Genomic DNA, 24775 nt, shown 5'->3' on the forward strand with positions numbered 1-24775 from the left:
AGTAAAGAGGGAGTATATCCATATTTCTTTCTGCATAAGTTCCGGCCTTGACAATTCACCTAAGGGATTGGAGAATGCCAAGTTATCTAATACGGAGATAGGAGTGATTTTTAATGATTGTGGGTGTTCCAAGAGAAGTAAAAAATAATGAAAAACGTGTTGCTTTGACCCCCTCTGGTGTTACTGCTTTTACAACTGCCGGCCACCAGGTATTAATTGAATCCTCGGCCGGAATTGGAAGCGGTTTCTTAAATGAAGAGTATGAGGCTTGCGGGGCTGAAATCGTTCAGACTGCAAAAGAAGCCTGGTCAGCGGAATTGGTCATGAAAGTGAAAGAGCCACAGCCGGAAGAATATGGATTTTTACGTGAAGGATTGCTTTTATTCACTTTCCTTCATTTGGCTGCTGAGCCGGAATTAACACATCAGCTTGCAATGAAGAAAGTGACAGCAATCGCATATGAAACCATTCAGGAAGAAAATGGTGCACTACCCCTGCTTGCTCCAATGAGTGAGATAGCAGGCCGTATGTCGGTACAGATTGGTTCGCAATTTCTAGAGAATACAAAGGGTGGAAAAGGCGTCCTGCTCAGTGGTGTGCCTGGAGTTAAACCAGCCAATGTTGTAATCGTTGGGGGAGGAGCAGTTGGCACCAATGCTGCGAAGATGGCTGCAGGCTCTCGTGCGAATGTTACCATAATTGATATTAATGCGAAGCGCCTGCGCGAGCTCGATGATTTATTTGATGGAAAAGTCAACACCTTAATGTCCAATCCACTCAATATAAAAGAAGCGGTAAAAGATGCTGACTTACTCATTGGTGCTGTACTGATTCCGGGAGCTAAAGCACCGCAGCTGGTATCGGAGGAAATGGTTAAAGAAATGGCGCCCTTATCGGTGATTATTGATGTAGCAGTTGATCAGGGCGGATCGATTGAAACGGTTGATCGTATTACGACACATGATGATCCAACTTATGTAGAGCATGGCGTCCTTCATTATGCTGTAGCAAATATCCCCGGGGCGGTAGCAAGGACATCAACCATGTCGCTGACGAATAATACGAGTCAATATGGTCTGTTCTTGGCGAATGAGGGTTTCGAACATGCGGTGAAATCAAATCAAGCTTTTGCTAAAGGTGTTAATACCCATGACGGGGTTGTGACATATAAATCTGTTGCTAAAACACACAACATGAACTACCAACCAATTACGGATGTTTTGGTGAGTAAACCAGTCTCTTCTTGATTCAGAAAAATCTAAAGAAATGGGGGAGAAGTATGAAATCGGAAGTTGAAATGAAAAAGGTGGGAACAGAAAATGAATCGCATCTTTGGAATGCCATGCATAAATACAATCCAAAAGCGAAGGCAACGGTGGCTGTCTCTGGTAAAGGATCGTGGTTTACAGATGAAGAAGGAAATGAGTTTTTCGATGGTGTATCCGGACTGTGGTGCTTGAATCTTGGATATGGAAGGCAGGAAATCGCCGATGCGGCCGCGGAACAGATGAAGAAACTTTCCTATTTTCCATTAACGATGAATCATCAGCCGGCCATTCAATTAGCCAACAAACTTAGTGAATTACTCGGTGAAGAATATCAGACGTTTTTCTCCAATAGCGGGTCGGAAGCGAATGAAACGGCGTTTAAAATAGCCCGTCAATATCACATGCAAACAGGAAATCCAGGTAAATATAAATTCATTTCCCGCTACCGGGCTTATCATGGCTCAACACTTGGTGCAATGAGTGCAACGGCGCAGGCAAATCGCCGGGTAAAATATGATCCATCAGCACCGGGCTTCCTGCATGTTGCACCACCGTACAGTTACCGTTCGTTGTATGCAGGGACACCGGAGGAGAAAGATTTACGAGCAGCTGATGAAATGGAAGAAATGATTCGGTGGGAAGGCGAGGAATCGGTGGCAGCTGTCATTATGGAGCCATTTATTTCAGGTGGCGGCGTGATTATACCTTCCATGAAATATATTCAGCGTGTGGCAGAAATCTGTAAGAAGTACAATGTATTACTTATTATGGATGAAGTCGTATCCGGCTTTGGGCGTACCGGGAAAATGTTCGGTTTTAATCATGCCCTCGGTGTACAGCCGGATATTGTGACCATGGCGAAGGGTCTGACCAGTGGTTATTTGCCCCTTGGTGCTACAGCCGTAAAAGCAGACATCTACGAGGTGTTTAAGAAAGAAGGAAAAGATAACCATTTTCGCCATGTCTCAACCTATGGCGGACATCCTGCTGCTTGTGCGGTTGCATTGAAGAATATTGAAATTATCGAGAAAGAAAAAATTGTAAATCGGGTCAAGACGCTTGGGGATTCAAAATTGATTGAATTACATGAGCTTAAAAATCACAAAAATGTTGGCGAGGTAAGGCAGGCTGGTTTTTTACTTGGCTTGGAAATGGTAGAGGATAAGGGGACAAAGGAACCGTTATCAGACGCCAAAATGGGAGAAATTGTCGGCAAATGTAAACAAAGAGGACTGATTATCGGCAAAAACGGCGATACCGTGCCGAATGGAAATAACATTATCATTATCGCTCCGCCTCTATCCAGTACAGAAGAGGATCTCGACTTTGTGGTGGAAACGGTTCATTCTGTCATTCACACGATGTAGAAACTACTGGCTGCTATAAAAATGGATGGGAAGGTTAAATACGTGAATTATGAACGCTTAAAAACTTTTATCGCTGTAGCGGAAAAAAGCAGCTTTTCGGAAGCTGCGAAAATATTATTTGTGACACAGCCAACCATTACATCGCAGATTAAAGCGTTGGAAAAAGAAATGGGGACAAAGTTATTTGAACGGACAACAAAAAAAGTGGAAATGACCCAATCAGCCAGGATTCTGCTGAAGTATGCCAGAGAAATTGTACAAATGAACGATGCTGCCCGGAAAGAAATTACTCACATGGAAAGTCAAAGCTATGGGGATTTAAGAATGGGGTGCAGTCTAACGATTGGTGAATATATTTTGCCACAGTTTCTTAAGCAATTTAAGGAAACGTATCCTTTAATTCAACTACAGGTGAATATCGAAAACTCCCATTCCATTTTGGAAAGTATTAAAGCCCAATTCATTGATATTGGATTAATTGAGCGGCCTATACAGGACCATCAACTTTGTGTAGAACCGTTTCTGAAAGATGAACTTGTTTTAATTGCAGCTCCTGATTACTTTTCAAGTGATGACTCGCATATTACGCTGGAGCAAGTTCAGGAGTCACCGCTTATTTTTCGGGAGGAGGGTTCAGGGACACGATCTGTTGTCAACGATTATCTTAGAAAAGCAGAGCTAACGAGGGATGATTTGCAGATTGTGATGGAATTGGGGAGTACAGAAGCGATTAAAGCAGCTGTTGAGTCAGGGCTGGGGGTCTCTTTTATTTCAAAAAATGCTATTAAAAAAGAACAAAAACTAGGATTATTAAAAGCTTATTCTATTACAAATTTAAAGATGAAACGAGATTTCTACATCGCATACCGGAAAAATCATGTACTGAAGTCAACGACGGAGCTTTTTTTAGATACATTACGAAGCATTATGAAGGAAAGAGAAGCATTAACGATCCAACCTCCAGCCGGAGAGGGTCATAAATATTAACTTAGGAGGAATTAATTATGGTAAAACAAACCGAAGAAATGAAGCAGGCAGTTAACCAAAAACAGAAAATGACACCAAGTGAAGCAATCGTGGAAACACTTGTGGCGGAAAACGTGAAAGAAGTTTACGGCATTGTGGGATCAGCGTTTATGGATATGCTGGATTTATTCCCGACAGCAGGCATCCGGTTTATTCCAGTACGTCATGAGCAGAGCGCGGGTCATATGGCAGATGCTTACGAGCGTGTTTCCGGGACAGCAGGGGTCATCGTCGGTCAGAATGGCCCGGGGATCACGAACATGGTGACATCAGTTGCAGCAGCAAATCAAGCTCACAGTCCAATGGTCGTTATTTCACCGTCTGCAGGAACGAATTCCATCGGACTGGATGGTTTTCAAGAAGCAGATCAGGTATCTATTTTTGATAAAATTACGAAAGAAACAGTTCGAGTGACCCACATAAATCGTGTCGCCGATTGCCTGCGCACTGCTTTTAGGATTGCCTATGCTGAACGTGGCCCGGTATTATTCGACATTCCACGTGATTTGTTTTACGGCGAAATGGAAGATTATATTCTACAGCCAAATCAATATCGTGCAGATAAAAGAGGCAGTGGTGATCAGGTATCTATCGATAGAGCAGTAGAGCTACTGAAAAATGCAAAAAAGCCGGCGATTATTTCCGGGCGTGGTTCCGTTGATGCAGATGGCGTCGATTCTGTGGTAAAGATAGCCGAGCATTTAACTGCACCGGCAGCCTGTGCTTATATGCATAATGATGCGTTTCCGGCAGATCATCCATTGGCGGTAGGACCGATCGGTTATATGGGTTCCAAGGCAGCAATGTACAGTTTGAAAGAAGCAGATGTGGTCCTGGCTGTTGGTACACGTCTGTCACAATTCGGTACACTGCCATGCTATGATATTGATTATTTCCCGAAGCAAGCCAAGATTATTCAAATTGACATCAATCCACGCCAAATAGGCCGCACTCATCCTGTTGAAGTCGGCATTATTGGGGATGCAAAAGAGGCAAGTGATGAAATTTACCAAGGATTGAAAACAGCACTGTCTTCTCCCAAAAAGGATAATGATCGAGTGAATCAGGTAAGCAAACGAAAAGATGAATGGGACCAGGAGCTGGTAGATTTGGCAATGGAGAATGGCAATCCAATCAACCCGCGCCGTGCTCTATTAGAAATGACAAAAGTGATGCCGGAAAATGCGATCGTGTCCACGGATATCGGTAATGTTTCATCAACAGCGAATGCCTATTTGAAGTTTAACCAAACCCGCCGTCATATTGCAGCACTGACATTCGGCAATACCGGCTTTGCTTATCCGGCAGCGCTTGGTGCGCAGCTGGCAGAACCGGATGCACCTGTCTTTGCGATTATTGGGGATGGTGCATGGGGGATGAGTCTGCATGAAGTAAGTACTGCTGTTGAACAGAATATTCCGGTCATTGCATGTGTCTTCAATAATAAATCGTGGGCAGCTGAGAAGAAAAACCAGGTTGATTATTATGACGATCGTTATGTCGGTTCTAATATTGATGCACCTGAGTTTGCAGACGTAGCCAAATCCATGGGTGCACTAGGTTACACCATTGAAAAACCGGAAGATATCGCCCCTGCCATCGAAGAAGTGTTAAAAAAGCGGAAGCCTGCTATTCTAAACATTTATGTCGATGGTACACAGCTTGCACCACCATTCCGTAAAGATGCTTTGAAGATGCCAACCCGTTTCCTGGATAAGTATAAGCACCTTGATTATAGTGTATGGGGTAAATAATTTGTCTGTAGCTCTCTGTCTCAGGTGTGTGGCAGAGGGCTAGTTGACATTAATAAAAACCATGACAATGAACAGTCTAAATTTAGTATGAAAAAATATTGGAGTTAACTGAGGGAACATGTTCAATCAGTTCGTAAACCTAATGAAAATCACCACGCTATTTCCAGATTTTTAAAATCATATCACTATCGAAAAGATCCTGATGATAAGTTAATATAACAGGAACTCAATGTTATTAATATTCAATAGAATGTAATCGCTTTCGTTGTGGGTGGTAACAAATATAAACGGGAAGAATATTTTTGACATACCAAACTGTTAACTCCACTAGATAAGGAAAACAGGAGTAATTTTTTAGGGTAAATATTCAAGTATGAGGAGATGTGATGATGAAAGAACGTGAGCAATTGGCTAGGACGTTGAAACCTCATTGGGTGTGGGCGATTGCATTAGGTTCAGCTATCGGCTGGGGGGCGTTTGTTCAGCCGGCTGTATGGATGGGTGGCTCAGGACCACTCGGGGCTATTATAGGGTTCACTATCGGCGCAGCTTTAATGATGATTATCGCCGTTAGTTATGGATTTCTTATTGAAAAATTCCCGGTTTCCGGCGGTGAGTTTGCTTACGCATACTTAGGATTCAATCGTAATCATGCTTATGTAGCCGGCTGGTTTTTGGTGTTAGGTTATATGTGTATTGTTGCTTTAAATGCTTCAGCGCTGTCATTAATGGTCCGATACATTTTTCCTGCTGTTGCTGAACAGGGTTATATGTACAGCCTGGCAGGGTGGGATGTTTATTTGGTAGAGGTAATTATCGCAAGTGCAGCTTTAATTCTGTTCGCCTATATGAATCTTCGTGGTGCTACAGTATCAGGGAAATTACAATTTATATTTGTGATTTGTATGGTTGTTGGTGTATTGATCATGGGAATTGGGGCCATTTTTAATCCTTCCACTTCATTTAGCAATCTCCAGCCAGTTTTTAGTCCGGAGGTATCTGTTTTTTCAAGTATTATTCTGGTTGTTGCTATTGCTCCATGGGCTTTCGTTGGGTTTGACAACATCCCCCAGGCAGCTGAAGAATTTAATTTCACACCTAAAAAAGGTTTTATGTTAATTATTTTCTCGCTAATAGCTGCTGCCATTGTTTATATCATTATGATTACCGCAACAGCGTTGTATATGCCATGGCAGGAGCTGGTTAGCGGAGGACCGCAATGGGGTACAGGAGATGCTATATCAGGATTATTTGGTAATATTGGCATTTTATTGCTGGCGATTGCTTTATCCATGGGAGTATTTACGGGGTTAAATGGTTTCTTTGTATCGAGCAGCCGATTATTGTTTGCAATGGGACGAGCCCAAATATTACCGAGCATTTTTGGGAAGCTGCATCCAAAATATAAAACACCATATGCAGGTATTATACTTACATGCCTTGTGTGTTTAATTTCTCCCTGGTTTGGCCGGCAGGTGCTATCATGGGTTGTTGATATGTCATCAGTAGGTGTAACCATTGCTTACATCTATACATGTGTTGTGGCATTCAAGTCATTTAAATGGTCAAATCATTCATTAGCGGTTATCCATAATAATCAGCTTCCTGTTGTTGTTGCTCCTGTTAAGAAAGGTTTCAGTCTTGCAGGTAGTCTTATTGGATTTATGTTTTTAAGTTTATTGCTGATTCCTAGTTCACCAGCATTTATGGGGCTGCCTTCCTTGATTGCATTATTTGTCTGGATCGCACTTGGAATTACTTTTTATCTCATCAAGGGTCCAGAATTTAGAAAAATTCCAAACGATAGACTTGAATATTTGATTCTGGGGACAAAATCCAAGGACGATATTGAAGCAAGTGGGTAAAAAACATGAAAAGTGGTGAGTGAGCTCAATTTTCACTTATCACTTTTTATGTATTCTTTCGGTATCCCAAACATTAAAGCTTTATTTGAATGAGAGAATTGAAGAATAACCATGACCTAAATCTAGCAGGACATCACCCTTGAGCCAGTGCGCATCGCCTGAATCTTGTAGTACATCGCTCTCGAGTTCGTGGTCATCACCCGAATCTGGCAGGACATCGCCCTCGAGCCAGTGATCATCGCCTGAATTTTGTAGGACATCGCCCTCGAGTCAGTGATCATCGCCTGAATCTAGCAGCACATCGCTTTCGAGTCAGTAATCATCACCTGAATCTTATAGCACATCGCCCTCGAGTTCGTGGTCATCACCCGAATCTGGCAGGACATCACCCTCGAGCCAGTGATCATCGCCTGAATCTTATAGCACATCGCCCTCGAGCCAGTGGTCATCACCCGAATCCAGCAGTACATCACCTTCGAGTTCGTGGTCATCACCCGAATCGAACAAATCATCACCCAAATCCATCAAATGGGACGAGGGACCTGTCCCTCCGTCCCACCACTAAACAATAAAGTAAGCCACAACTGATATCGTAACGGATGTTATTATCATGGCAATCAGCGGTTTCATTGCTTTTGAACGTAAATCATTAAGGTTAACACTTAATCCCAATCCTGCCATGGCAGCAGTTAGTAACCATGTAGTCAGTTCAAAAACCCCATCCATTACGGTGTCCGATACTGGAATGGATTCTCCGAAAACATAAGTTCCTAAAATACTTAGTGCAATAAAGCCCACAAGAAACCAGGGAAACGCCACTTTTGTGCCGCTTTGGCTGGATCCTTTGTGCTTTGCCTTCATCATAAAAATTAAGATGAAACAGAGTGGAACGAGAAGGAAAACACGGCCAAGCTTAGCAAGTAATGCCATTGCCAACGCTTCATCTCCAGCGGGCGCAGCGGCTAATGCAACATGCGCCAGTTCATGAAGACTCATCCCTGACCAGATGCCGTAACTCACATCTGAAATAGGCAGGATTGGACGGATGATGATATAGATAATTGAAAAAACTGTCCCCATCAGAGCGATAATCCCCACACCAATTGCTGTGTCTTCATCTTTTGCTTTTACAATGGGGGCAACGGCAGCAATAGCGGCGGCACCGCAAACCCCAGTCCCAACTCCTAATAATAGAGAGATGGTAGAATCCGCTTTTAACACTTTTGCAAGCCACATCATTAAGAGAATTGCCAAAGTGATAATGGCAACGTCACGAACAAGTAACCCCAATCCATCACTGAGTACAATGTTAATATTTAATCGCAATCCATATAGTATGATTGCCAGGCGAAGTAATTTTTTAGCGGAAAATGTTACCCCTTCGCGTATCGCTTCCGGAAACCCGAAAATTTGGCTGTAAATGATCGCGATAATAATAGCACATGCTAATTGACCTACAAATGAAAATCCGGGGAGAAGTGCAAGTAAATAACCCAACAATGCAATGAAAAAGGTAAACATAACCCCACCGAACCACTTCCATTTTTTCCTGTCAGGTTTGAAATATTGGCTGTCTATAATCATAGATGTACCTCCCGTTTAAGACTATTAGATACATTGACATAAGTTAAATAATTATTAATAATGATAACCATAAGTAAAACAATATAGTCAGAAGTTAAACGATGAAATACGTATTCCATCAACAAGAAACAGGTGATAGAAATGGATCAGCATTTACAGGTTTTTGTAACCGTAGCGGAAAGACAAAACTTTTCCCGTGCAGCGGAACATTTACATATGACACAACCCGCTGTCAGTCAATATATTCGAATGCTTGAGGAAAACATTGGTACAAAGTTATTGGAGCGGACGAGTAAATACGTGCGTTTGAATAGGGCGGGAGAGATTGTCTATTATCATGCGAAGGAAATTCTAGGCGTTTATACTAAAATGCAGCATTTGGTTGATGATTTAACAAATGTTGCGAACGGACCGCTTTACATAGGTGCCAGCTATACATTTGGCGAATATATCATGCCTGGCATTCTTGCTGAACTGAAAAAAACTCATCCAGATATTCAGCCAAGTTTGACAATCGGAAATACAGCCCAAATTGCCGAATTAGTTAGCAGTCACCAATTAGATGTAGGAATTGTGGAAGGTCATTATAAAAATCATTCATTAATTATGGAAGAATTTGCCGAAGATCAGATGGTAATTGTGGCATCACCGACCCATGAATTATCCCATCATCAAGAAAATATTGATATAGCCAAATTAAACCAAGCCTTATGGATTGTTCGGGAAGAAGGCTCCGGGACACGTGAAGCAACAGAAAAAATGTTTGAAAGCCAGTGGTTGGCACCAGAAAGGCAAATGATCTTTGGAAGTACCCAATCAATTAAAGAAGCAGTGATCGCTGGACTTGGAGTGAGTTTATTATCGAAATGGGCCATACAACGGGAATTACGGAATGGGGATTTGCATGTGATCGACCTCAAAAATTTGCCCTTCACCCGTAAATTCTCGATTCTTACAAAAAGTTCATTTCAAACAAAGGCGTTGGAAGTGTTTATTGGTTTATTATATGATTCAGTTTGATCGTAGGGGGACAAAGGGACAGGTTCATTGTCCCAGATGATTGTAGGCTATTGAACTGTGATTCTTGATTGGTCAAATTCATTTCGTGATAGAATTGATTCTCTATTTTTCATTTTTGGTGGAGGGATTGTCTGTCATTTAGCTGTTTGTTTGGTTACTCTATTCCTGCTATTCTTCTGCTTTTAATTCCCGGGAACCATCTTGATTTATCGTTTCTGTAATGGGACGAGGGACCTGTCCCTCCGTCCCTTTCCAAAACAACATTCCAAATAATTCTCATCTTTTTCCCGAAATCTTGACGTCCGTCAATTTCATTTCACCAATAATCGCTTATGATTAAACCATAAAGAAAATATATTCATTCGGATATGGCCACCGAAAATCATGTGAATAAGGGAGACGATGAGCTATGTTTATTCGATGGATCAATAAAAACAAAAAGCAAATTACCTTTTTAGCTGGAGCTTTATTGATTCTGGCATTATTGGCGAATTTCGCAGGGTATTATGATGTCAGGCAGGCGATTTTGGTCGTCACAACGATCATTGCCGGTATACCGATTTTCATCAAAGCATTTCAGGCCTTACGCATGAAAGCTTTCAGCATTGAACTCCTTGTAACAATCGCCGTTATTGGTGCACTGTTCATCGGGGAATATGTTGAATCTGCAGTGGTTACCTTCCTGTTTATGTTCGGGGATTATTTGGAAATACGTACATTGCAAAAAACACGTTCATCTTTGAAGGAACTCGTCGATATGGCACCACAAGTTGCAACGGTTATCAGAGATGGTGAAACGCTGACCGTACCAGTGGAAGATGTGGTGGAGGGAGACCGGGTGCTTATCCGCTCCGGTGGAAAAGTCCCGGTGGATGGCAGCATTGTCACAGGGCAGGCTTCCTTGAATGAAGCGGCTGTCACAGGGGAATCCGTGCCTGCTGCAAAACGATTAGAGGATAATGTTTTCAGTGGAACGATCGTTGATCATGGCTACATTGAAATTGTTGCAGAAAAAGTGGGCGATGATACGACGTTTGCCAAGATTATTGAATTGGTCGAAGAAGCACAGGAATCCAAATCAAAAACCGAGAAGTTCCTGGACAGATTCGCTAACGTTTACACACCGGGCGTTGTCGTACTATCCATCCTTGTCTATCTTATAACGAGGGATCTTCACTTGGCAATTACCTTCTTAGTTGTTGCTTGTCCTGGTGCGCTTGTCATTGGTGCCCCGGTTTCTAACGTTGCCGGAATCGGAAATGGTGCGAAGAATGGCGTGCTTGTTAAAGGTGGGGAGGTCATGGATAACTTTTCCAAGGTGGACACCCTCGTATTCGATAAAACCGGTACCCTTACCAAAGGAAAACCGGAAGTCACAGACATTAAAACCTTTGGCACACTAGATGAGGATACATTATTGAGCCTTGTTGCCCAAGCGGAAACCATTTCCGAACACCATTTGGGACAGACAATTGTAAAAGAAGCAAAAGCAAGAAACATTGCCATGGATCAGGAACCAGAAGATGGTGAAGTAATAAAAGGGAATGGGATCCTTGCCACATTGGAAGGCCGGGTGCTTGCCATTGGGAACCGCAAATTGATGGAAGCTGAGGCAATTGAAATACCGAAAGAAGTGGAGATGTATGCAGTTGGCCGTGAAAAGTTAGGAAACACCGCGATTTTCGCAAGCGTCGATGGAAAAGTTGCTGGTATTTTCTCCATCGCTGATCAAATCAGGGAAGATGCAGCAGGGGCATTGGCGCAAATGCGGAAAAATGGTATCAAGAAAATTGTGATGCTGACAGGGGACAACAGACACACGGCAGAACTTGTCGCCAATCAATTGGGCTTGGATGAATTTCATGCAGAGCTGCTGCCGGAAAACAAAGTAGAATTTGTGAAGGAATTGAAAGCATCCGGCCATGTGGTAGCAATGGCAGGGGACGGAATCAATGATGCCCCGGCAATTGCTACCGCAGATATCGGGCTGGCAATGGGGGAGGGCGGAACCGACATCTCAATGGAAACCGCCGATGTTGTCCTGATGGCAGATAAACTCATGCAATTCTCACACGCTTATTCCTTATCAAAAGCAACCATCCGCAACATGAAACAAAACACATTCCTAGCAGTCGGCATTGTCTTTGTCCTACTCGCAGGCGTCTTAGGCGGAATTATCAATCTAGCATCCGGCATGTTTATCCATGAAGCAAGTGTCCTGCTAGTTATCCTGAACGCCATGCGGCTAATCCGATTCGGGGGACGCAGGGACAGGTTCATTGTCCCAGGTGGGCGCGGGAAGTCAGCACCGTCCCTCCACAAACAAAGTTCGTAATTTTTGATCTGCGTCAAGGAATGAAAGGCAAAAACCTTCTATAATAAAGATAGAATAAAACAAAGGAGAGATTGGATATGACCACAAAAAAATTTCAATTAGAACCGTTAACTTGCCCATCTTGCATTAAGAAGATTGAAGGTAAACTGGGGAAAATGGATGGCGTGGAAGAAGCAAAGGTAATGTTCAACTCCAGTAAAGTAAAAGCAACGTTTAACGAAGAACAGGTTACTGCAGATGAACTGAAGGAAACGATAGAGAAGTTAGGATATCCTGTGACAGCATAATATGAAAAACCCCGCCTGTGGTGGGGTTTTTTGGTTTTGGAGCGGTATAGATATGAGCATCACCTGAATCTTGTGGAACATCACCCTCGAGTCGGCGTGTATCACCCGAATCTTGCAAAACATCGCCTTCGGGGTGGTGAGCATCGCCTGAATCTTATGGAACATCACCCTCGAGCCGGTGCGCATCGCCTGAATCTTATAGAACATCACCTTTGAGTTAGTGAGCATCACCCGAATCTTGCAAAACATCGCCTTCGGGGTGGTGAGTATCGCCTGAATCTTATGGAACATCAACCTCGAGCCGGTGAGCATCACCCGAATCTTGTAAAACATCGCCCTCGAGCCGGTGAGCATCACCCGAATCATGTGAAACATCGCCCTCGGGCCGGTGAGCATCACCTGAATCATGTGAAACATCGTCCTCGGGCCGGTGAGCATCGGCCGAATCTTATGAAACATCATCCTCGAGTCAGTGCGCATCACCCGAATCATGTGAAACATCACCCCCGAGTTCGTGAGCATCACCTGAATCATGTGAAACATCGTCCTCGGGCCGGTGCGCATCGGCCGAATCTTATGAAACATCACCCTCGAGCCGGTGAGCATCACCCGAATCTTATGTAACATCACCCCCGAGTCAGTGCGCATCACCCGAATCATGTGAAACATCACCCCCGAGTTCGTGAGCATCGCCCGAATTTTGTGAAACATCGCCCTCGGGGCGGTGAGCATCACCTGAATCTTATGAAACATCACCCTCGAGCCGGTGAGCATCACCCGAATCTTGTGTAACATCACCCCGAGTTCGTGAGCTTCACCTGAATCTTATGTAACATCACCCTCGGGCCAGTGAGCATCACCCGAATCTTATGGAACATCACCCTCGAGTCAGTGCGCATAAATAACCCCGCTATACGTGCGCAAACTGATTAATCAGAGGCATGATAACGGGGCGTAAAATTATTTGAAAAAATTTGTGAAGTTATTTGTAAGCGAAGTAGAATAAAAGGAAGATTTTAGTTTAGTACATGATTAAAAGCCGTATAGCTTTTTAACAATTCCAATCTCCCGTTCATTTTTGGTGGTTCTATCCCAAAGAAGGTCATTGTCTGCTTTATATGCACGTAATTGTTCCATGACTTCCGCATGTCGTGTCTCATTTTCTTTTTTCATAGAAGTTTGCTCATCTTTCATGAAAGTAAGATCAGTTTTCATAGAAGTTTGTTCATCTTGGAAGTAAGATCAGTTTTCATAGAAGCTTGATCATCTTTAATAGAGCTGATCTCATGTTTCATAGAGGTTTGTTCCTCCATTATGGTGCCCACAGTCTTAATTAACTGTCCTATCATGCCTTCTAATTTGTCAAAACGTTTCTCTATATGATTAAATTCATCCTTGGTCATCATTTCACCTCTCTTCAGATATTATACCTCATGTTAATCGTTTAGGCTACGAAAATTGTCGCATGATGAGGTGATCATTATCTGTTTCTTAAGCTATTTACTAGCAACCAAAACACAATAAAGTTAGTTTAGAAAATTGAAACTTTTCAGCTTGCTAAAATCGCATATAAATTACGAGATAAAAGGGAGTAGAAGTAACATGACTGAACAAACGCCTATAGAGTATGGAGAAGCTGCTCATAGTATTGCGCGAATGGGTATATTTATTTTTTAATTATATATCGCCAAATGACCAGGGTGCTGAGAACAAGCTTTCTATACCAAAGCCCGTCAGCCTGTCGTTCTACGCTTACGTTGCAGGGTTCTGCGTTCAATCCGCATGGTCTTGCGTTCATGTCCTAAAAGTTCTGCGCATAGGCCCGAGGTTCAGCGCTCAGCCCCACAAGTTCTGTGTTCATACCCCGAGGTCCTGCGCTCAGTCCAAAAGTACTGCGCCCGCACCCCAATTTTCAGCTTACAGCAAAAAGCCGCCCTTCATTAATGTGGATATAAGCATCCATATTAATGAAGGGCGGCTTTTTAGGATAATCGATGAATATTATATCTGCTGCAATTCTTTCAATAATTCTTCCTCGCCGCTCCAAAGATGAATATGTTCCTGTGCATAGGCAATCGCTTCGTTTTCGTCGCCTAAGCCGATGAAGTCGAGTTGCTGTTCTGGGATGGCTTTTTTTCCTGTCAAATAATCTTTTACATAGGGGTTCTGTTTCGTGGCTTCTTTTAACAAGGTTTTTGTTTTGGAAGTAATCCCCATTGTGAAATAGTGCAGCAGCGCATGATTGAAAAGAAAATTTGCTGAGATATCCCCTTCAAATTGTTTGAGTAATTCTTTTGCCTCATCATATTCTTCTGTTTCCAGGTAGAGCGGGAACAGCTGATAGCGAATTCCCTGATTGTCATTCGGATTGAGCTCCAGTAATTCTTCATAATGTGCGAGGGTTGATTCCGTGTCCCCTAGTGTATGACAGACTTCTGCAAAGGACGCTTTTGCCCGCATGTAAGGCCGGGTTTCGGTCATTAGCCAGAAATGACCTTTGTTCTCTCTGAAGAAATCTTTCCCTAAATCCTTTTCCCCGGCAATAACTGCCTGATGGAAGAATTGGTACTGATCATTTATCGTTGTTGCATCTGCCGCCATTATCGCATAAGCATCCGGGCTGTTTGGGTAAATATCCAGTGCTTCTTCCACAAGCTTCTTGCGTTTATTCGCTCTATTGGTCTGTTGAGCCTCGTAAAGCTTGTCCTGCGCCAGGTCGCGCGGCGATGTAGAAGCAGGTTTAGGCAGTTGCTGACTTTCCATTACTTCATTTAAAAATTGCTTCACATCTTCTTCGGATTCAAAACCCTGTTCTTCTAGCACCTTTTGCAGATCATTCATTGTTTGCTCAAGCTCCATCTGGGGCTTTTGGAAATCTTCAATGTTCTCTGAATCCACCGTAGCATCAATGAGATCCTCTAAGTCATTTCCTATTATTTTCCCTATCTCATCAGCCATTTCATTGTCGATTGAATTCTCAAGCTGACGTACTTTTTGGGATACAGTGCCCGAAGTTGTTCCATATTCTTCGGCGACTTGCTTTTGGGTAACATAGCCGTCCGGATAAAAACTATTGTACATCAAATATTCCAGTGCAGCTGCAAAGGCAGCCGGTTTCTTGATGACAGGGCTATTCATATGACAATAAGCGTTCCAAATGAACACACCGGTTGTGATTATTTCATCATCGACATCTTTACTTTGCATATGATCTGTAAAAAGGTTGGCAACCGCTTCATCCTGCTGATTGCGCCATTCTATGTTGAAAGTATCGATGTTAACAGTCAGTGCCTCCGCTAAGAAGTCAGGAAAATCTTCTACAAGTCCTTCTTCTCCATATTCCTCAGCAAGCTCCATAACTTCACGATTTATCCCCTGCAATTCAATCATGGTAAAGAGGAATTCATGATGCTGAACAAATGGGATTAGTATTCCTACACCCAGATTTCCTTCCTTAAAATCATCTTCTTCTGAGAATGGAACACTGTATACGCTGCCTGTCAACATATCCTGTACGCGGGCCATTTCACTGGGCTCATCACTGATTGAAATGATTTCATAGACAGCTGGCGTTCTGCCACCCCATTCAGCTAAGGTATTCCTTGTTCTGGAATGCTTGATTTTTTTCTGCTTTCTTTTATAAAAAATGTCAAAAATGGTTTGGCCATCCTGTTGGACAGGTTCATTCATAATTACCCAGCTACTAATTCCAGCCATATAAGAATCCAATCGTTCCTGATTATCCATTAATTCCGGCTGCGGATTTTGCTCGAAAACCTTGCTAATAATGTGAGGATATTCTTCAAATGCCACATCAAGAAGCTTTGCATGTAAGTTGGCTAATTCAGTATTGTAAAGGTCGGGGGTGATTTCAACGACATTTGAAGCACCGCAGCATTTCTTATACTTTTTCCCACTTCCGCATGGACAAGGCTCATTTCTTCCTACCTTATTCATAGACACCCACCTTTAATATGAGAATATTTATTTTTTATTATGGGATAAAATGGCGAATTATTCAAGGAAGAGGGACGAGGGGACAGGTTCCTTGTCCCAGCAGAGGTTTGCGGTCAAATTGATCTGGTGCTTTTGATTGGTCGGCACATCGTCCCCCGAGTCGGTGTTCATCGCTTGAATCTAGTGGAACATCACCTTCGAGTCGGTGCGCATCGCTCGAATCATTCGAAACATCACCATCGAGTCAGTGCGCATCGCTTGAATCATTCGAAACATCGCCTGCGAGTCAGCGAGCATCACTCGAATCATTCGAAACATCGCCCCCCCTCGAGTCGGTGCACATCACATGAATCATTCGAAAAAATGGATTGGTGAAGAAGTGGAAGCTCTCTATCTGAATGGACCATCTGCTGGGGGAGGAGCGCGGAAAAAGGTTTCCGAATCCATTGGTGTTCTGTCCACTTTCATCGAAAGGGAAAAAGTTTCCCCGCAAGTACATTTGAAGGAATGGAAGCGAGAAGAAGAAGGGGGAGAGGACAATTGAAACTATTTGAAGTTGCTCACAGCCGTGCAGGAGATAAAGGAGATATTGTAAATCTTTCTCTGGTTCCATACAAGGAAGCAGACTATGACTGGCTTAGGGAAAAAGTTACCCCGGAAACAGTGAAAAATCATTTGCGGGATATCATAAAGGGTGAGGTAGTTCGCTATGAATTACCTAATATTAAGGCATTCAACTTTGTCTGTTATGAAAGCCTGTTAGGAGGCGTTACAACCTCGCTTGCGATGGATACACATGGTAAGACGTTAAGCAGTGCCTTGCTGGAGATGGAGATTAAGTGATTGTGTTGAGTGAAGCTTCCGCGCTGTGGGGAACGGCATTCATGCCGTGCGGTCCTGCGCTCGCTTGATATAGGGACAATGGACCTGTCCCTGCGTCCCCCTGCGCTCACTAGATAAATGAAAATTAATTGATGGATGAAACACTGCCCAAATTCCTCTATACTATAATAGACATAAATTTTTAGTCTGGAGGAGATGGCGTTGGTAACAATCAAAGATATAGCTGAAATGGCGAATGTATCCCGTTCCACGGTTTCCAGGGTATTGAATAATTCTGGATATGTGAGTGAAGATGCGAGAAAACGGGTGGAGAAGGTTATAGAGGAAACAGGGTATGTGCCCAGTGAATATGCGAAATCTCTCCGGACGAAGAAGACGAAGGTCATTGGGGTGATTTTGCCAACCATTCAAACGGAAACGCCGAGCAGGATCGTGACCGGTCTGGGGAAAGAATTGGAAAGGCATGGCTATCAGATTTTGCTTGCTAATACGAATTTGGATAAAGAGAAGGAATTGGAGTATCTGGATTTGCTGAAAATGAGGCAGGTGGATGGAATTATCCTGATTGCAACGAATACCGAACAGAAATTAATTGAAAAAATAAAGCAAACTGACATCCCGGTTGTAATGATTGGCCAGAAATCGGAAGAAGTGATGTGTGTCAGCTATGACGATTATCATGCGGCCAGCGAATTAACTTCCTTTCTTATAGGAAAAGGGCATGAAAAAATTGCTTTTATTGGCGTGGACGAAACCGATCATGCAGTAGGGTACCTGCGTAAAAAGGGATTCCTTAATGAGATGGCGGCACATCATCTGCCGGTTGAAAATGATTGGGTCCAGCAGGGAGTTTTTGATATTGATTCTGGACATGCGTCGATGGAGCGGATTATTTCGGATTCCCCGCACCGGCCGACAGCGACTATTGCCGTCACGGACAGGTTGGCAATTGGGGCGATGAGTTATTTGAAGGAGCAAGGCATTCAAATTCCAGGGGAAATGGCGATTGCCGGGATAGGTGCATCGGAAATGTCACAGTATATTGATCCACCGCTGACAACGGTTGACTATCAAAATGAAAAAGCTGGTATAGAGGCTGCCAGACAGATTTTAGCGCGTATTCATTCACAAAAAATACAAGAAAAAATAATTCTGGATGGTAGACTCATCATCCGAGATAGTGTATGATGAAGGTGGAATCGATACCATACTCTCTTTTTTAACAATGTGGAATCGGTCCCACACACCCATTCAAATACTGAGGGATTTAAAATATTTTTAAACAATATGGGATCGATTCCACTTCTGAAACAGCAATTATTTATTAATCAATGTGGAATCGATACCACAAAAATACATAAAAGGCGGGGAGTGAAGTAATATGTCCGAAAACAAGAGGATTGCAAAAGATTTGATTGAAGCTGTCGGCGGTACGGACAATATCTCATCAGTAACACATTGTGCGACGCGTTTGAGATTTATTGTAAATGATGAAGAAAAAATTAATAAAGAAAAGGTAGAAGATCTGGATAAAGTAAAAGGTGCCTTTTTTAATTCTGGGCAATATCAGGTTATTTTTGGTACAGGGACGGTTAATCGGGTGTACGAAGAGGTGGAGAAACTCGATGTAAATAGCGTTTCAAAGGAAGAACAGAAAGAAAAGACCGCGAAAAAAGGGAACAGATTGCAACGTTCGATCCGTACATTAGGCGATGTCTTTGTTCCAATTATTCCCGTACTTGTTGCGACAGGGCTATTCATGGGACTGCGCGGCCTGGTGATGCAGGAGCAGGTGCTTGCATTGTTTGGCCTTACACCTGCTGATATTTCCGATAACTTTCTGTTATTCACGGAAATCTTGACAGATACAGCGTTTGTGTTCCTGCCAGCATTGGTTGCCTGGTCAACATTCCGCGTGTTTGGTGGAACTCCGATTATTGGTGTTGTACTCGGATTGATGCTTGTTAGTCCATCTTTGCCGAACGCCTGGGGTGTGGCAGAAGGTGCTGATCCGCTGATATTCTTTGGATTTATCCCGGTTGTCGGTTATCAGGGCTCCGTATTGCCAGCATTTATTGCCGGTATTATCGGGGCAAAACTGGAAAAAGTGATTCGCAAACGTGTGCCGGAATCATTGGATTTGATTGTCACACCATTCTTGACCTTACTCATTATGATTACTGCCGCATTATTTGTGATCGGACCGATTTTCCATGTGGTAGAGGATTATATATTGCAGGGCACCGTTGCTGTATTGGAGTTGCCATTTGGTTTGGCAGGTCTGTTGATTGGCTTTTTCCATCAATTGATTGTAATCACAGGTGTTCATCATATTTTCAACCTGTTGGAAATTCAACTGCTTGAGAACTTTGGGAATAACCCATTCAATGCGATCATCACTGCATCTACCGCAGCACAGGGCGGGGCAACGCTTGCTGTTGCAATGAAAACGAAATCGAAAAAACTGAAAGCATTGTCCTTCCCATCTTCCATATCCGCATTTCTGGGGATTACAGAACCGGCGATTTTCGGTGTGAATCTTAGATATGTCAGGCCATTTTTCATGGGATTGATTGGTGGTGCAGCGGGTGGTTTTGCCGCTTCCATCATGGGGTTAAAAGGGACAGGTATGGCGATTACGGTTATTCCCGGGACACTGTTATACCTGGATGGACAAATCCTTCAATACTTGCTTGTTAACGTGATTGCGATTGGTGTTGCATTTGCGCTGACATGGGTGTTTGGTTTTTCAGATAAGCAATTGGAAGAAAATAAATAAACATGATAGGTGAGATCCTTCGCCTGTCTTCATATAGGAGTTCGTATATGTTGGAAAAATATAAAAATGTTTACGACAGAATCGATGAATATAAGGAAGTAGTAGCAAGTGACCCATATCGTCTGCATTATCATATGATGCCACCTGTTGGCCTGTTGAACGATCCCAATGGATTTGTGTTTTATAAGGGGCAGTATCATGTTTTCTTTCAGTGGAATCCCTTTGTGACAGAACATGGGGCCAAATTCTGGGGACATTATATCTCAGATAATCTGGTTCACTGGAAGGAAGCACCTGTCGCACTGGCTCCAGATAGGTGGTATGACAAAAATGGCTGTTATTCCGGAAGTGCGGTCGTTTATAATGATAGATTGTATGTTTTCTATACAGGGAATGTAAAAGATAAAAAGGGAAATCGAAAGTCCTACCAATGTTTGGCAATATCCGATGATGGTATCCATTTTGAGAAGAAGGGGCCGGTCATTCATGTGCCAGAAGGGTATAACGCACATTTTCGTGACCCAAAAGTGTTTCATGAGAAGGATAAGTGGTACATGGTAATTGGAGCCCAAACAGAAAAAGTCCAGGGAGAGGTTGTTGTCTATACTTCTTGTGATCTTGAGACATGGCGCTTTGAAGGACCGTTAATTGGAAGCGGCCGGCACAATCTTGGAGAGTTTGGCTATATGTGGGAATGCCCGGATTTATTTGAAGTGGACGGGAAAGATATTTTAGTCGTTTGCCCACAAGGTCTTTCGGCCAAAGGATATGCGTTTAATAACATCTATCAATCAGGGTATTTTGCCGGTTCGGTTAATTATGAGGCCATTACTTTCGATCATGATTCTTTCGTGGAACTGGACCGTGGGTTTGATTTCTATGCACCTCAGACGATGGAAGATGAAACTGGCCGGAGAATCTTAATTGGATGGATGGGAAATGCTGAAGAAGATGTGATTCAGCCAACCGTTGAGCATGAATGGATCCATGCATTAACAATTCCAAGGGAACTCGCATGGAAAAACGGGAAATTGTTGCAGCATCCTGCAGAAGAACTTCGGAGACTGCGTTATGATGAGATCCGAAATGAAGATATAATAATTGATGGAGACGTGGAGCTCCCTGAAATTCAAGGGAATGTATTTGAATTGGAAATAACCGTGAACGCGTTGGATGCCGATGTTTTCTTTGTTAAAATTGGTTCCTCCAGCCGAATCATTTATGACATGAAGGCAAAAGTGTTCACATTTGAAAGAGAAAGACTCGACGGAAAAGGCGCTAGAGAACGCAGGCATTGTAAGCTGGAAGATATAGCGGCTATTCGTATTTTTAAAGATATTTCCTCGATTGAAATTTTTGTTAATGACGGCGAAAAAGTGTTTACATCAAGGGTGTTCGATCATCCGGGTGCTGAGGGAATTTCATTTGCTGCTCACAATGGAACGGTTCAGTTGGATGTGACAAAATGGAAATTAGGGCGTGTTTTTGAATATTAATTTACTGAAATGGGAGATGGGATAATGTTTGGAAAACTTTTCAAGAAAAAAGAAGAAGTAACGGATATTTCACTAGTTGCTCCAGTGAGTGGAGAAGTAGTGGCATTGGAAGATGTACCTGATCCTGTGTTTTCACAAAAAATGATGGGTGATGGGATAGCAGTGAAACCATCCAACGGTGAAGTTGTTGCACCGGTTGATGGCAAGATTGTACAGGTATTTCCGACGAAACATGCAGTTGGAATCATGGCTGATAATGGTGCAGAAATCATGATCCACATTGGTCTGGAAACCGTAAGCCTGGACGGCGAAGGCTTCACTGCACATGTCGGTGAAGGTGACCGTGTGAAACAGGGTGATAAACTGATTACCTGTGATCTTCAGGTGATTGGGGAAAAAGCGAAGGACACAGTTACCCCGATGATTGTGACGAATACGGATGATATGAGTGAGATCTCAGTGAAAGATATAAAAGAAGTTACTGCCGGGCAGGATGAAATAGTTGTAGTGAAGAAGTAGATGGGGGAGGGAAAGCTTGTTGATGTGACAGGCTTTCCTTTCTGATTTTTTGTAGGGTACCTTTTTATGTGAAATACCGATATTATATAATTAACTGTTATGATGTACAGATGACTTTTTTCAAATGTAACATGATGAATGTTATAATATCGGTACTAAGGAGGTGAACATCGTTGTCGCAGCCTAAAATTAAAGACGTTGCTCTAGCTGCCGGTGTCTCTACAGCTACTGTTTCTCATGTTATTAATAAAACCAGATATGTGTCGGAGGAAACGACTGTACGAGTTTTAGAGGTAATGAAGCAATTAAATTACCGGCCAAATCATGCAGCTCGCAGTTTAAGAAGTACAAAAACATATACAATTGGGTTTATCATTCCTGTCCGAAAAGAAGATACATCAAAAGCTTTTTTTATGTCGATTGCAGAAGGAATAGAAGAGACGCTTAGGAAATATGGATATCACGTTATTATCAGTAATTCAAAGGAAGATTTAAAACATGAAATAGAGCAATTACAGCTATTAAATGATCAAATCACCGATGGTATTATCCTTGCTTCTACCTGTAATGAATTTCAAAAACTTAAGGAATATATTATCAAAGACCATCCGATCGTCTTAATTGACCGTATTCCAGCTGGAAATGAGTGTGATTCTGTATCTATTGATTCCTATCAGGGCGTGCTTGATGCAATGAAGTATTTAAAGAGAAAAGGTTATAAGCGTATTGGTTATGCGGGTGCAGACTTATCTATCAGTACAGCAAAACAAAGATTAGCTGCATATCGTGATGCACAGCAAAATGAACCAAACGTAGAAGAAATCATATTTATTGGAGAACCTACATATGAAAGTGGGTATAAGTTGGCTAATCAAATGGTCTTATATGATTTGGACGCTGTATTTGTAGCGAATAATGAAGTGGCAACAGGGATCATATATTATCTTAGAGAAAATAATATCTCAGTCCCAGAAGAAATTGCTGTCATTGCATTCGATAATTTTGAATGGACAAAAATTGTTTCGCCCCCACTAACGGTAGTTGATCAACCTGCATATGAGATGGGAATCGAAGCGGCCAATATGATTCTTGATCGTATTCAGTCACCGGATAAAAAGGTGAAACAAACCGTTTTGCAGCCTGTGCTAACCGAACGAGAATCTACATAAGGAAAGCAGACAGTTTTAAATAACAGACTGTCTGCTTTTGCCTAAATAATTATTTTTCAAGCCCCCATATATTCAGTTCTTTCACATGTACATTTTCTCCTCCAAAAAATTCAATTTTATCACTGCTGTTGTTTGGATAAACCCGGTTCGTAATAACTTTTTCTCCATTATTAATGAATAGTTCTACTGAACAGCGGTCGATGTATATGTGAAGCAGTAGTTCTTCACTTTTTTCTATTTCTGCCAACGCAATACCTGAAACTTGTCCCGCTTTATTTAAATCAACTGTAATTTTGCCTGTGCTGGAACTGTATTTAATTTCCGTAAATTCTTCTCCATCCTCGGATTTTAGAACATTGATTCCAAATGTTTCACTGTTTGTTTTGGAAAGGTCGAAAGTTGATTTAATTTCGAGCGCTTGTCCTCTCGTTTCAGGTGAAAATAGCCTTGAGAATTCCAATCCGCTATGCTTTTCCACTGTTTTACGTAAAACGTTTAATTCTTCTACTGGGTGAAAACGTATTTCTCCTTCTTTATTTAATTTGATTTCCCTTGGTACAGTCATAGCTCCTGCCCAACCTTCTTCTTTTGTTGGAAATTCTGTCTCCCATTGATCCATCCAAGCAATTAAGATGCGTCGTCCTTTTTCATCTAGAAATGTTTGAGCTGCGTAGAAATCAAATCCTTCATCGACTTCCACAAAATAATCTTTCGTAAAACGTTGTTTTTCGTAATCCATGTCACCAACCTGAATGATATTTTTACCATTTTCCATATTCATTGGGGACACAATTAAAGCGTGTTTGTCCTGTATAGGGAATAGATCAGGACATTCCCACATATCGCCTAAAGTACCATCACTTTCAGCAACAAGTCCGCAATATTCCCAAGTTATTAAATCATCCGATTTATATAAAGCAGCCCCTCCATAATTAGATTTACTTGATCCAACTACCATATACCAATTGTCTCCATATAGCCAAACCTTAGGATCGCGAAAATCGGTGCTCAATGAATGTGGAGGTTTAGCTATTATAGGATTTGCTGGATGTTTCTCAAAATGAATTCCATCTTCTGTTGTTGCAAGACACTGTACTTCCTTTGGATTTTTACTATCTATATGTCCGGTGAATAGCAGGAATAGTTTATCATCTTTTACCACTGCACTGCCGGAGAAACAACCATACCCTTCTTCAGATTTGCCTAGGTCATAGTCCTCGGAAGGAGCAAGTGCAACAGGTTGGTGTTGCCAATGGACCAAATCAGTGCTAGTTGCATGACCCCAGTGCATGGGCCCCCAATCTTCTGAGTAAGGATGGAATTGATAAAATAAGTGATAGATACCTTTATGCTGAATTAAACCGTTTGGATCATTCAGCCACCCAACTGGAGCCGTAAAATGATAGACAGGCTGATAAATTCTTGCTTCATTTTGTTTTAATTTTTTTTCTATAAATGTATTAGCTTTTTCTATTTGATTGTCATGAAAACTCATTATAATAACTC

The 24775-nt window shown here is 42.3% G+C and carries 24 protein-coding genes; 15 read left to right on the plus strand and 9 right to left on the minus strand.

Features of this window, described 5'->3' with window-relative positions; translation table 11 throughout:
• Positions 1–113: 113 nt before the first annotated feature.
• The 5 genes from ald (at position 114) to ACZ427_RS02995 (ending at position 7280) form a co-directional block, all read left to right on the plus strand.
• Positions 114–1247 carry an alanine dehydrogenase gene (gene ald, locus ACZ427_RS02975; RefSeq protein ID WP_461178233.1) on the plus strand — a complete coding sequence of 378 codons (1134 nt, stop codon included), beginning with the start codon at positions 114–116 and terminating at the stop codon, positions 1245–1247.
• Positions 1248–1279: 32 nt separating this feature from the next.
• Positions 1280–2635 carry an aminotransferase gene (locus tag ACZ427_RS02980; RefSeq protein ID WP_461178234.1) on the plus strand — a complete coding sequence of 452 codons (1356 nt, stop codon included), beginning with the start codon at positions 1280–1282 and terminating at the stop codon, positions 2633–2635.
• A gap of 42 nt (positions 2636–2677) precedes the next feature.
• Entirely contained in the window at positions 2678–3622 is a 945-nt protein-coding gene (locus tag ACZ427_RS02985; RefSeq protein ID WP_461178235.1) for a selenium metabolism-associated LysR family transcriptional regulator, read from the plus strand.
• A gap of 17 nt (positions 3623–3639) precedes the next feature.
• Positions 3640–5415 carry a sulfoacetaldehyde acetyltransferase gene (xsc, locus tag ACZ427_RS02990; protein ID WP_461178236.1) on the plus strand — a complete coding sequence of 592 codons (1776 nt, stop codon included), beginning with the start codon at positions 3640–3642 and terminating at the stop codon, positions 5413–5415.
• A 389-nt stretch (positions 5416–5804) separates the two neighbouring features.
• Positions 5805–7280: an APC family permease gene (locus ACZ427_RS02995; protein WP_461178237.1), complete on the plus strand. Its 1476-nt coding sequence runs from the start codon at positions 5805–5807 to the stop codon at positions 7278–7280.
• Between the two features lie 122 nt (positions 7281–7402).
• Here the strand turns inward: ACZ427_RS02995 and ACZ427_RS03000 are convergent, their stop codons facing one another.
• The 3 genes from ACZ427_RS03000 to ACZ427_RS03010 are packed head-to-tail and all read right to left on the minus strand — an operon-like array spanning position 7403 to position 8864.
• A complete protein-coding gene (locus ACZ427_RS03000; protein ID WP_461178238.1) occupies positions 7403–7561 on the minus strand; it encodes a hypothetical protein in 159 nt (52 codons plus the stop codon).
• Positions 7562–7570: 9 nt separating this feature from the next.
• Positions 7571–7792 carry a hypothetical protein gene (locus ACZ427_RS03005; protein WP_464883522.1) on the minus strand — a complete coding sequence of 74 codons (222 nt, stop codon included), beginning with the start codon at positions 7790–7792 and terminating at the stop codon, positions 7571–7573.
• Between the two features lie 49 nt (positions 7793–7841).
• The gene (locus ACZ427_RS03010) at positions 7842–8864 is read right to left on the minus strand and encodes a YeiH family protein (protein WP_461178240.1); all 1023 of its coding nucleotides are present in this window, start codon (positions 8862–8864) and stop codon (positions 7842–7844) included.
• 141 nt (positions 8865–9005) lie between these two features.
• Between ACZ427_RS03010 and ACZ427_RS03015 the strand changes: the two genes are divergently transcribed.
• From ACZ427_RS03015 to ACZ427_RS03025, 3 genes are all read left to right on the plus strand, one after another.
• Positions 9006–9884, plus strand: coding sequence for a LysR family transcriptional regulator (locus ACZ427_RS03015; RefSeq protein WP_461178241.1), 879 nt, complete (start codon positions 9006–9008; stop codon positions 9882–9884).
• A 409-nt stretch (positions 9885–10293) separates the two neighbouring features.
• Positions 10294–12219, plus strand: coding sequence for a heavy metal translocating P-type ATPase (locus ACZ427_RS03020; protein ID WP_461178242.1), 1926 nt, complete (start codon positions 10294–10296; stop codon positions 12217–12219).
• A 77-nt stretch (positions 12220–12296) separates the two neighbouring features.
• Positions 12297–12506 (plus strand): heavy-metal-associated domain-containing protein, encoded by a 210-nt coding sequence (locus ACZ427_RS03025; RefSeq protein ID WP_461178243.1) that lies wholly within the window; start codon positions 12297–12299, stop codon positions 12504–12506.
• Here the strand turns inward: ACZ427_RS03025 and ACZ427_RS03030 are convergent.
• From ACZ427_RS03030 to ACZ427_RS03050, 5 genes are all read right to left on the minus strand, one after another.
• Positions 12483–13301 (minus strand): hypothetical protein, encoded by an 819-nt coding sequence (locus ACZ427_RS03030; protein WP_461178244.1) that lies wholly within the window; start codon positions 13299–13301, stop codon positions 12483–12485. The two genes, ACZ427_RS03025 and ACZ427_RS03030, sit on opposite strands and share 24 nt — an antisense overlap.
• Before the next feature lie 237 nt (positions 13302–13538).
• Positions 13539–13721 (minus strand): hypothetical protein, encoded by a 183-nt coding sequence (locus ACZ427_RS03035; RefSeq protein ID WP_461178245.1) that lies wholly within the window; start codon positions 13719–13721, stop codon positions 13539–13541.
• On the minus strand, positions 13718–13912 hold the full coding sequence (locus ACZ427_RS03040) for a hypothetical protein (protein ID WP_464883523.1): 195 nt from the start codon (positions 13910–13912) through the stop codon (positions 13718–13720). Before ACZ427_RS03040 ends, ACZ427_RS03035 begins: the two co-directional genes overlap by 4 nt.
• 595 nt (positions 13913–14507) lie before the next feature.
• Positions 14508–16463 (minus strand): SEC-C metal-binding domain-containing protein, encoded by a 1956-nt coding sequence (locus ACZ427_RS03045; protein ID WP_461178247.1) that lies wholly within the window; start codon positions 16461–16463, stop codon positions 14508–14510.
• Between the two features lie 180 nt (positions 16464–16643).
• A complete protein-coding gene (locus tag ACZ427_RS03050) occupies positions 16644–16781 on the minus strand; it encodes a hypothetical protein (RefSeq protein ID WP_461178248.1) in 138 nt (45 codons plus the stop codon).
• A 28-nt stretch (positions 16782–16809) separates the two neighbouring features.
• On the opposite strand from ACZ427_RS03050, the gene ACZ427_RS03055 reads away from it, so the two are divergent.
• The 7 genes from ACZ427_RS03055 to ACZ427_RS03085 all read left to right on the plus strand — a co-directional run bounded on the left by ACZ427_RS03055 (position 16810) and on the right by ACZ427_RS03085 (position 23269).
• Positions 16810–17007, plus strand: coding sequence for a hypothetical protein (locus ACZ427_RS03055; RefSeq protein WP_461178249.1), 198 nt, complete (start codon positions 16810–16812; stop codon positions 17005–17007).
• Positions 17004–17306, plus strand: coding sequence for an AtuA-related protein (locus ACZ427_RS03060; protein WP_461178250.1), 303 nt, complete (start codon positions 17004–17006; stop codon positions 17304–17306). Before ACZ427_RS03055 ends, ACZ427_RS03060 begins: the two co-directional genes overlap by 4 nt.
• 201 nt (positions 17307–17507) lie before the next feature.
• On the plus strand, positions 17508–18494 hold the full coding sequence (locus ACZ427_RS03065) for a LacI family DNA-binding transcriptional regulator (RefSeq protein WP_461178251.1): 987 nt from the start codon (positions 17508–17510) through the stop codon (positions 18492–18494).
• A gap of 193 nt (positions 18495–18687) precedes the next feature.
• On the plus strand, positions 18688–20085 hold the full coding sequence (locus ACZ427_RS03070; RefSeq protein ID WP_461178252.1) for a sucrose-specific PTS transporter subunit IIBC: 1398 nt from the start codon (positions 18688–18690) through the stop codon (positions 20083–20085).
• Between the two features lie 47 nt (positions 20086–20132).
• The gene (locus ACZ427_RS03075) at positions 20133–21581 is read left to right on the plus strand and encodes a glycoside hydrolase family 32 protein (RefSeq protein ID WP_461178253.1); all 1449 of its coding nucleotides are present in this window, start codon (positions 20133–20135) and stop codon (positions 21579–21581) included.
• Between the two features lie 24 nt (positions 21582–21605).
• Positions 21606–22100, plus strand: coding sequence for a PTS sugar transporter subunit IIA (locus tag ACZ427_RS03080; protein WP_461178254.1), 495 nt, complete (start codon positions 21606–21608; stop codon positions 22098–22100).
• A gap of 173 nt (positions 22101–22273) precedes the next feature.
• A complete protein-coding gene (locus ACZ427_RS03085) occupies positions 22274–23269 on the plus strand; it encodes a LacI family DNA-binding transcriptional regulator (RefSeq protein WP_461178255.1) in 996 nt (331 codons plus the stop codon).
• A 49-nt stretch (positions 23270–23318) separates the two neighbouring features.
• Here ACZ427_RS03085 and ACZ427_RS03090 read toward each other — a convergent pair whose 3' ends face one another.
• Positions 23319–24764: a glycoside hydrolase family 32 protein gene (locus ACZ427_RS03090; protein WP_461178256.1), complete on the minus strand. Its 1446-nt coding sequence runs from the start codon at positions 24762–24764 to the stop codon at positions 23319–23321.
• Positions 24765–24775 lie beyond the last annotated feature (11 nt).

It is taken from the genome of Virgibacillus ainsalahensis (assembly GCF_055380755.1).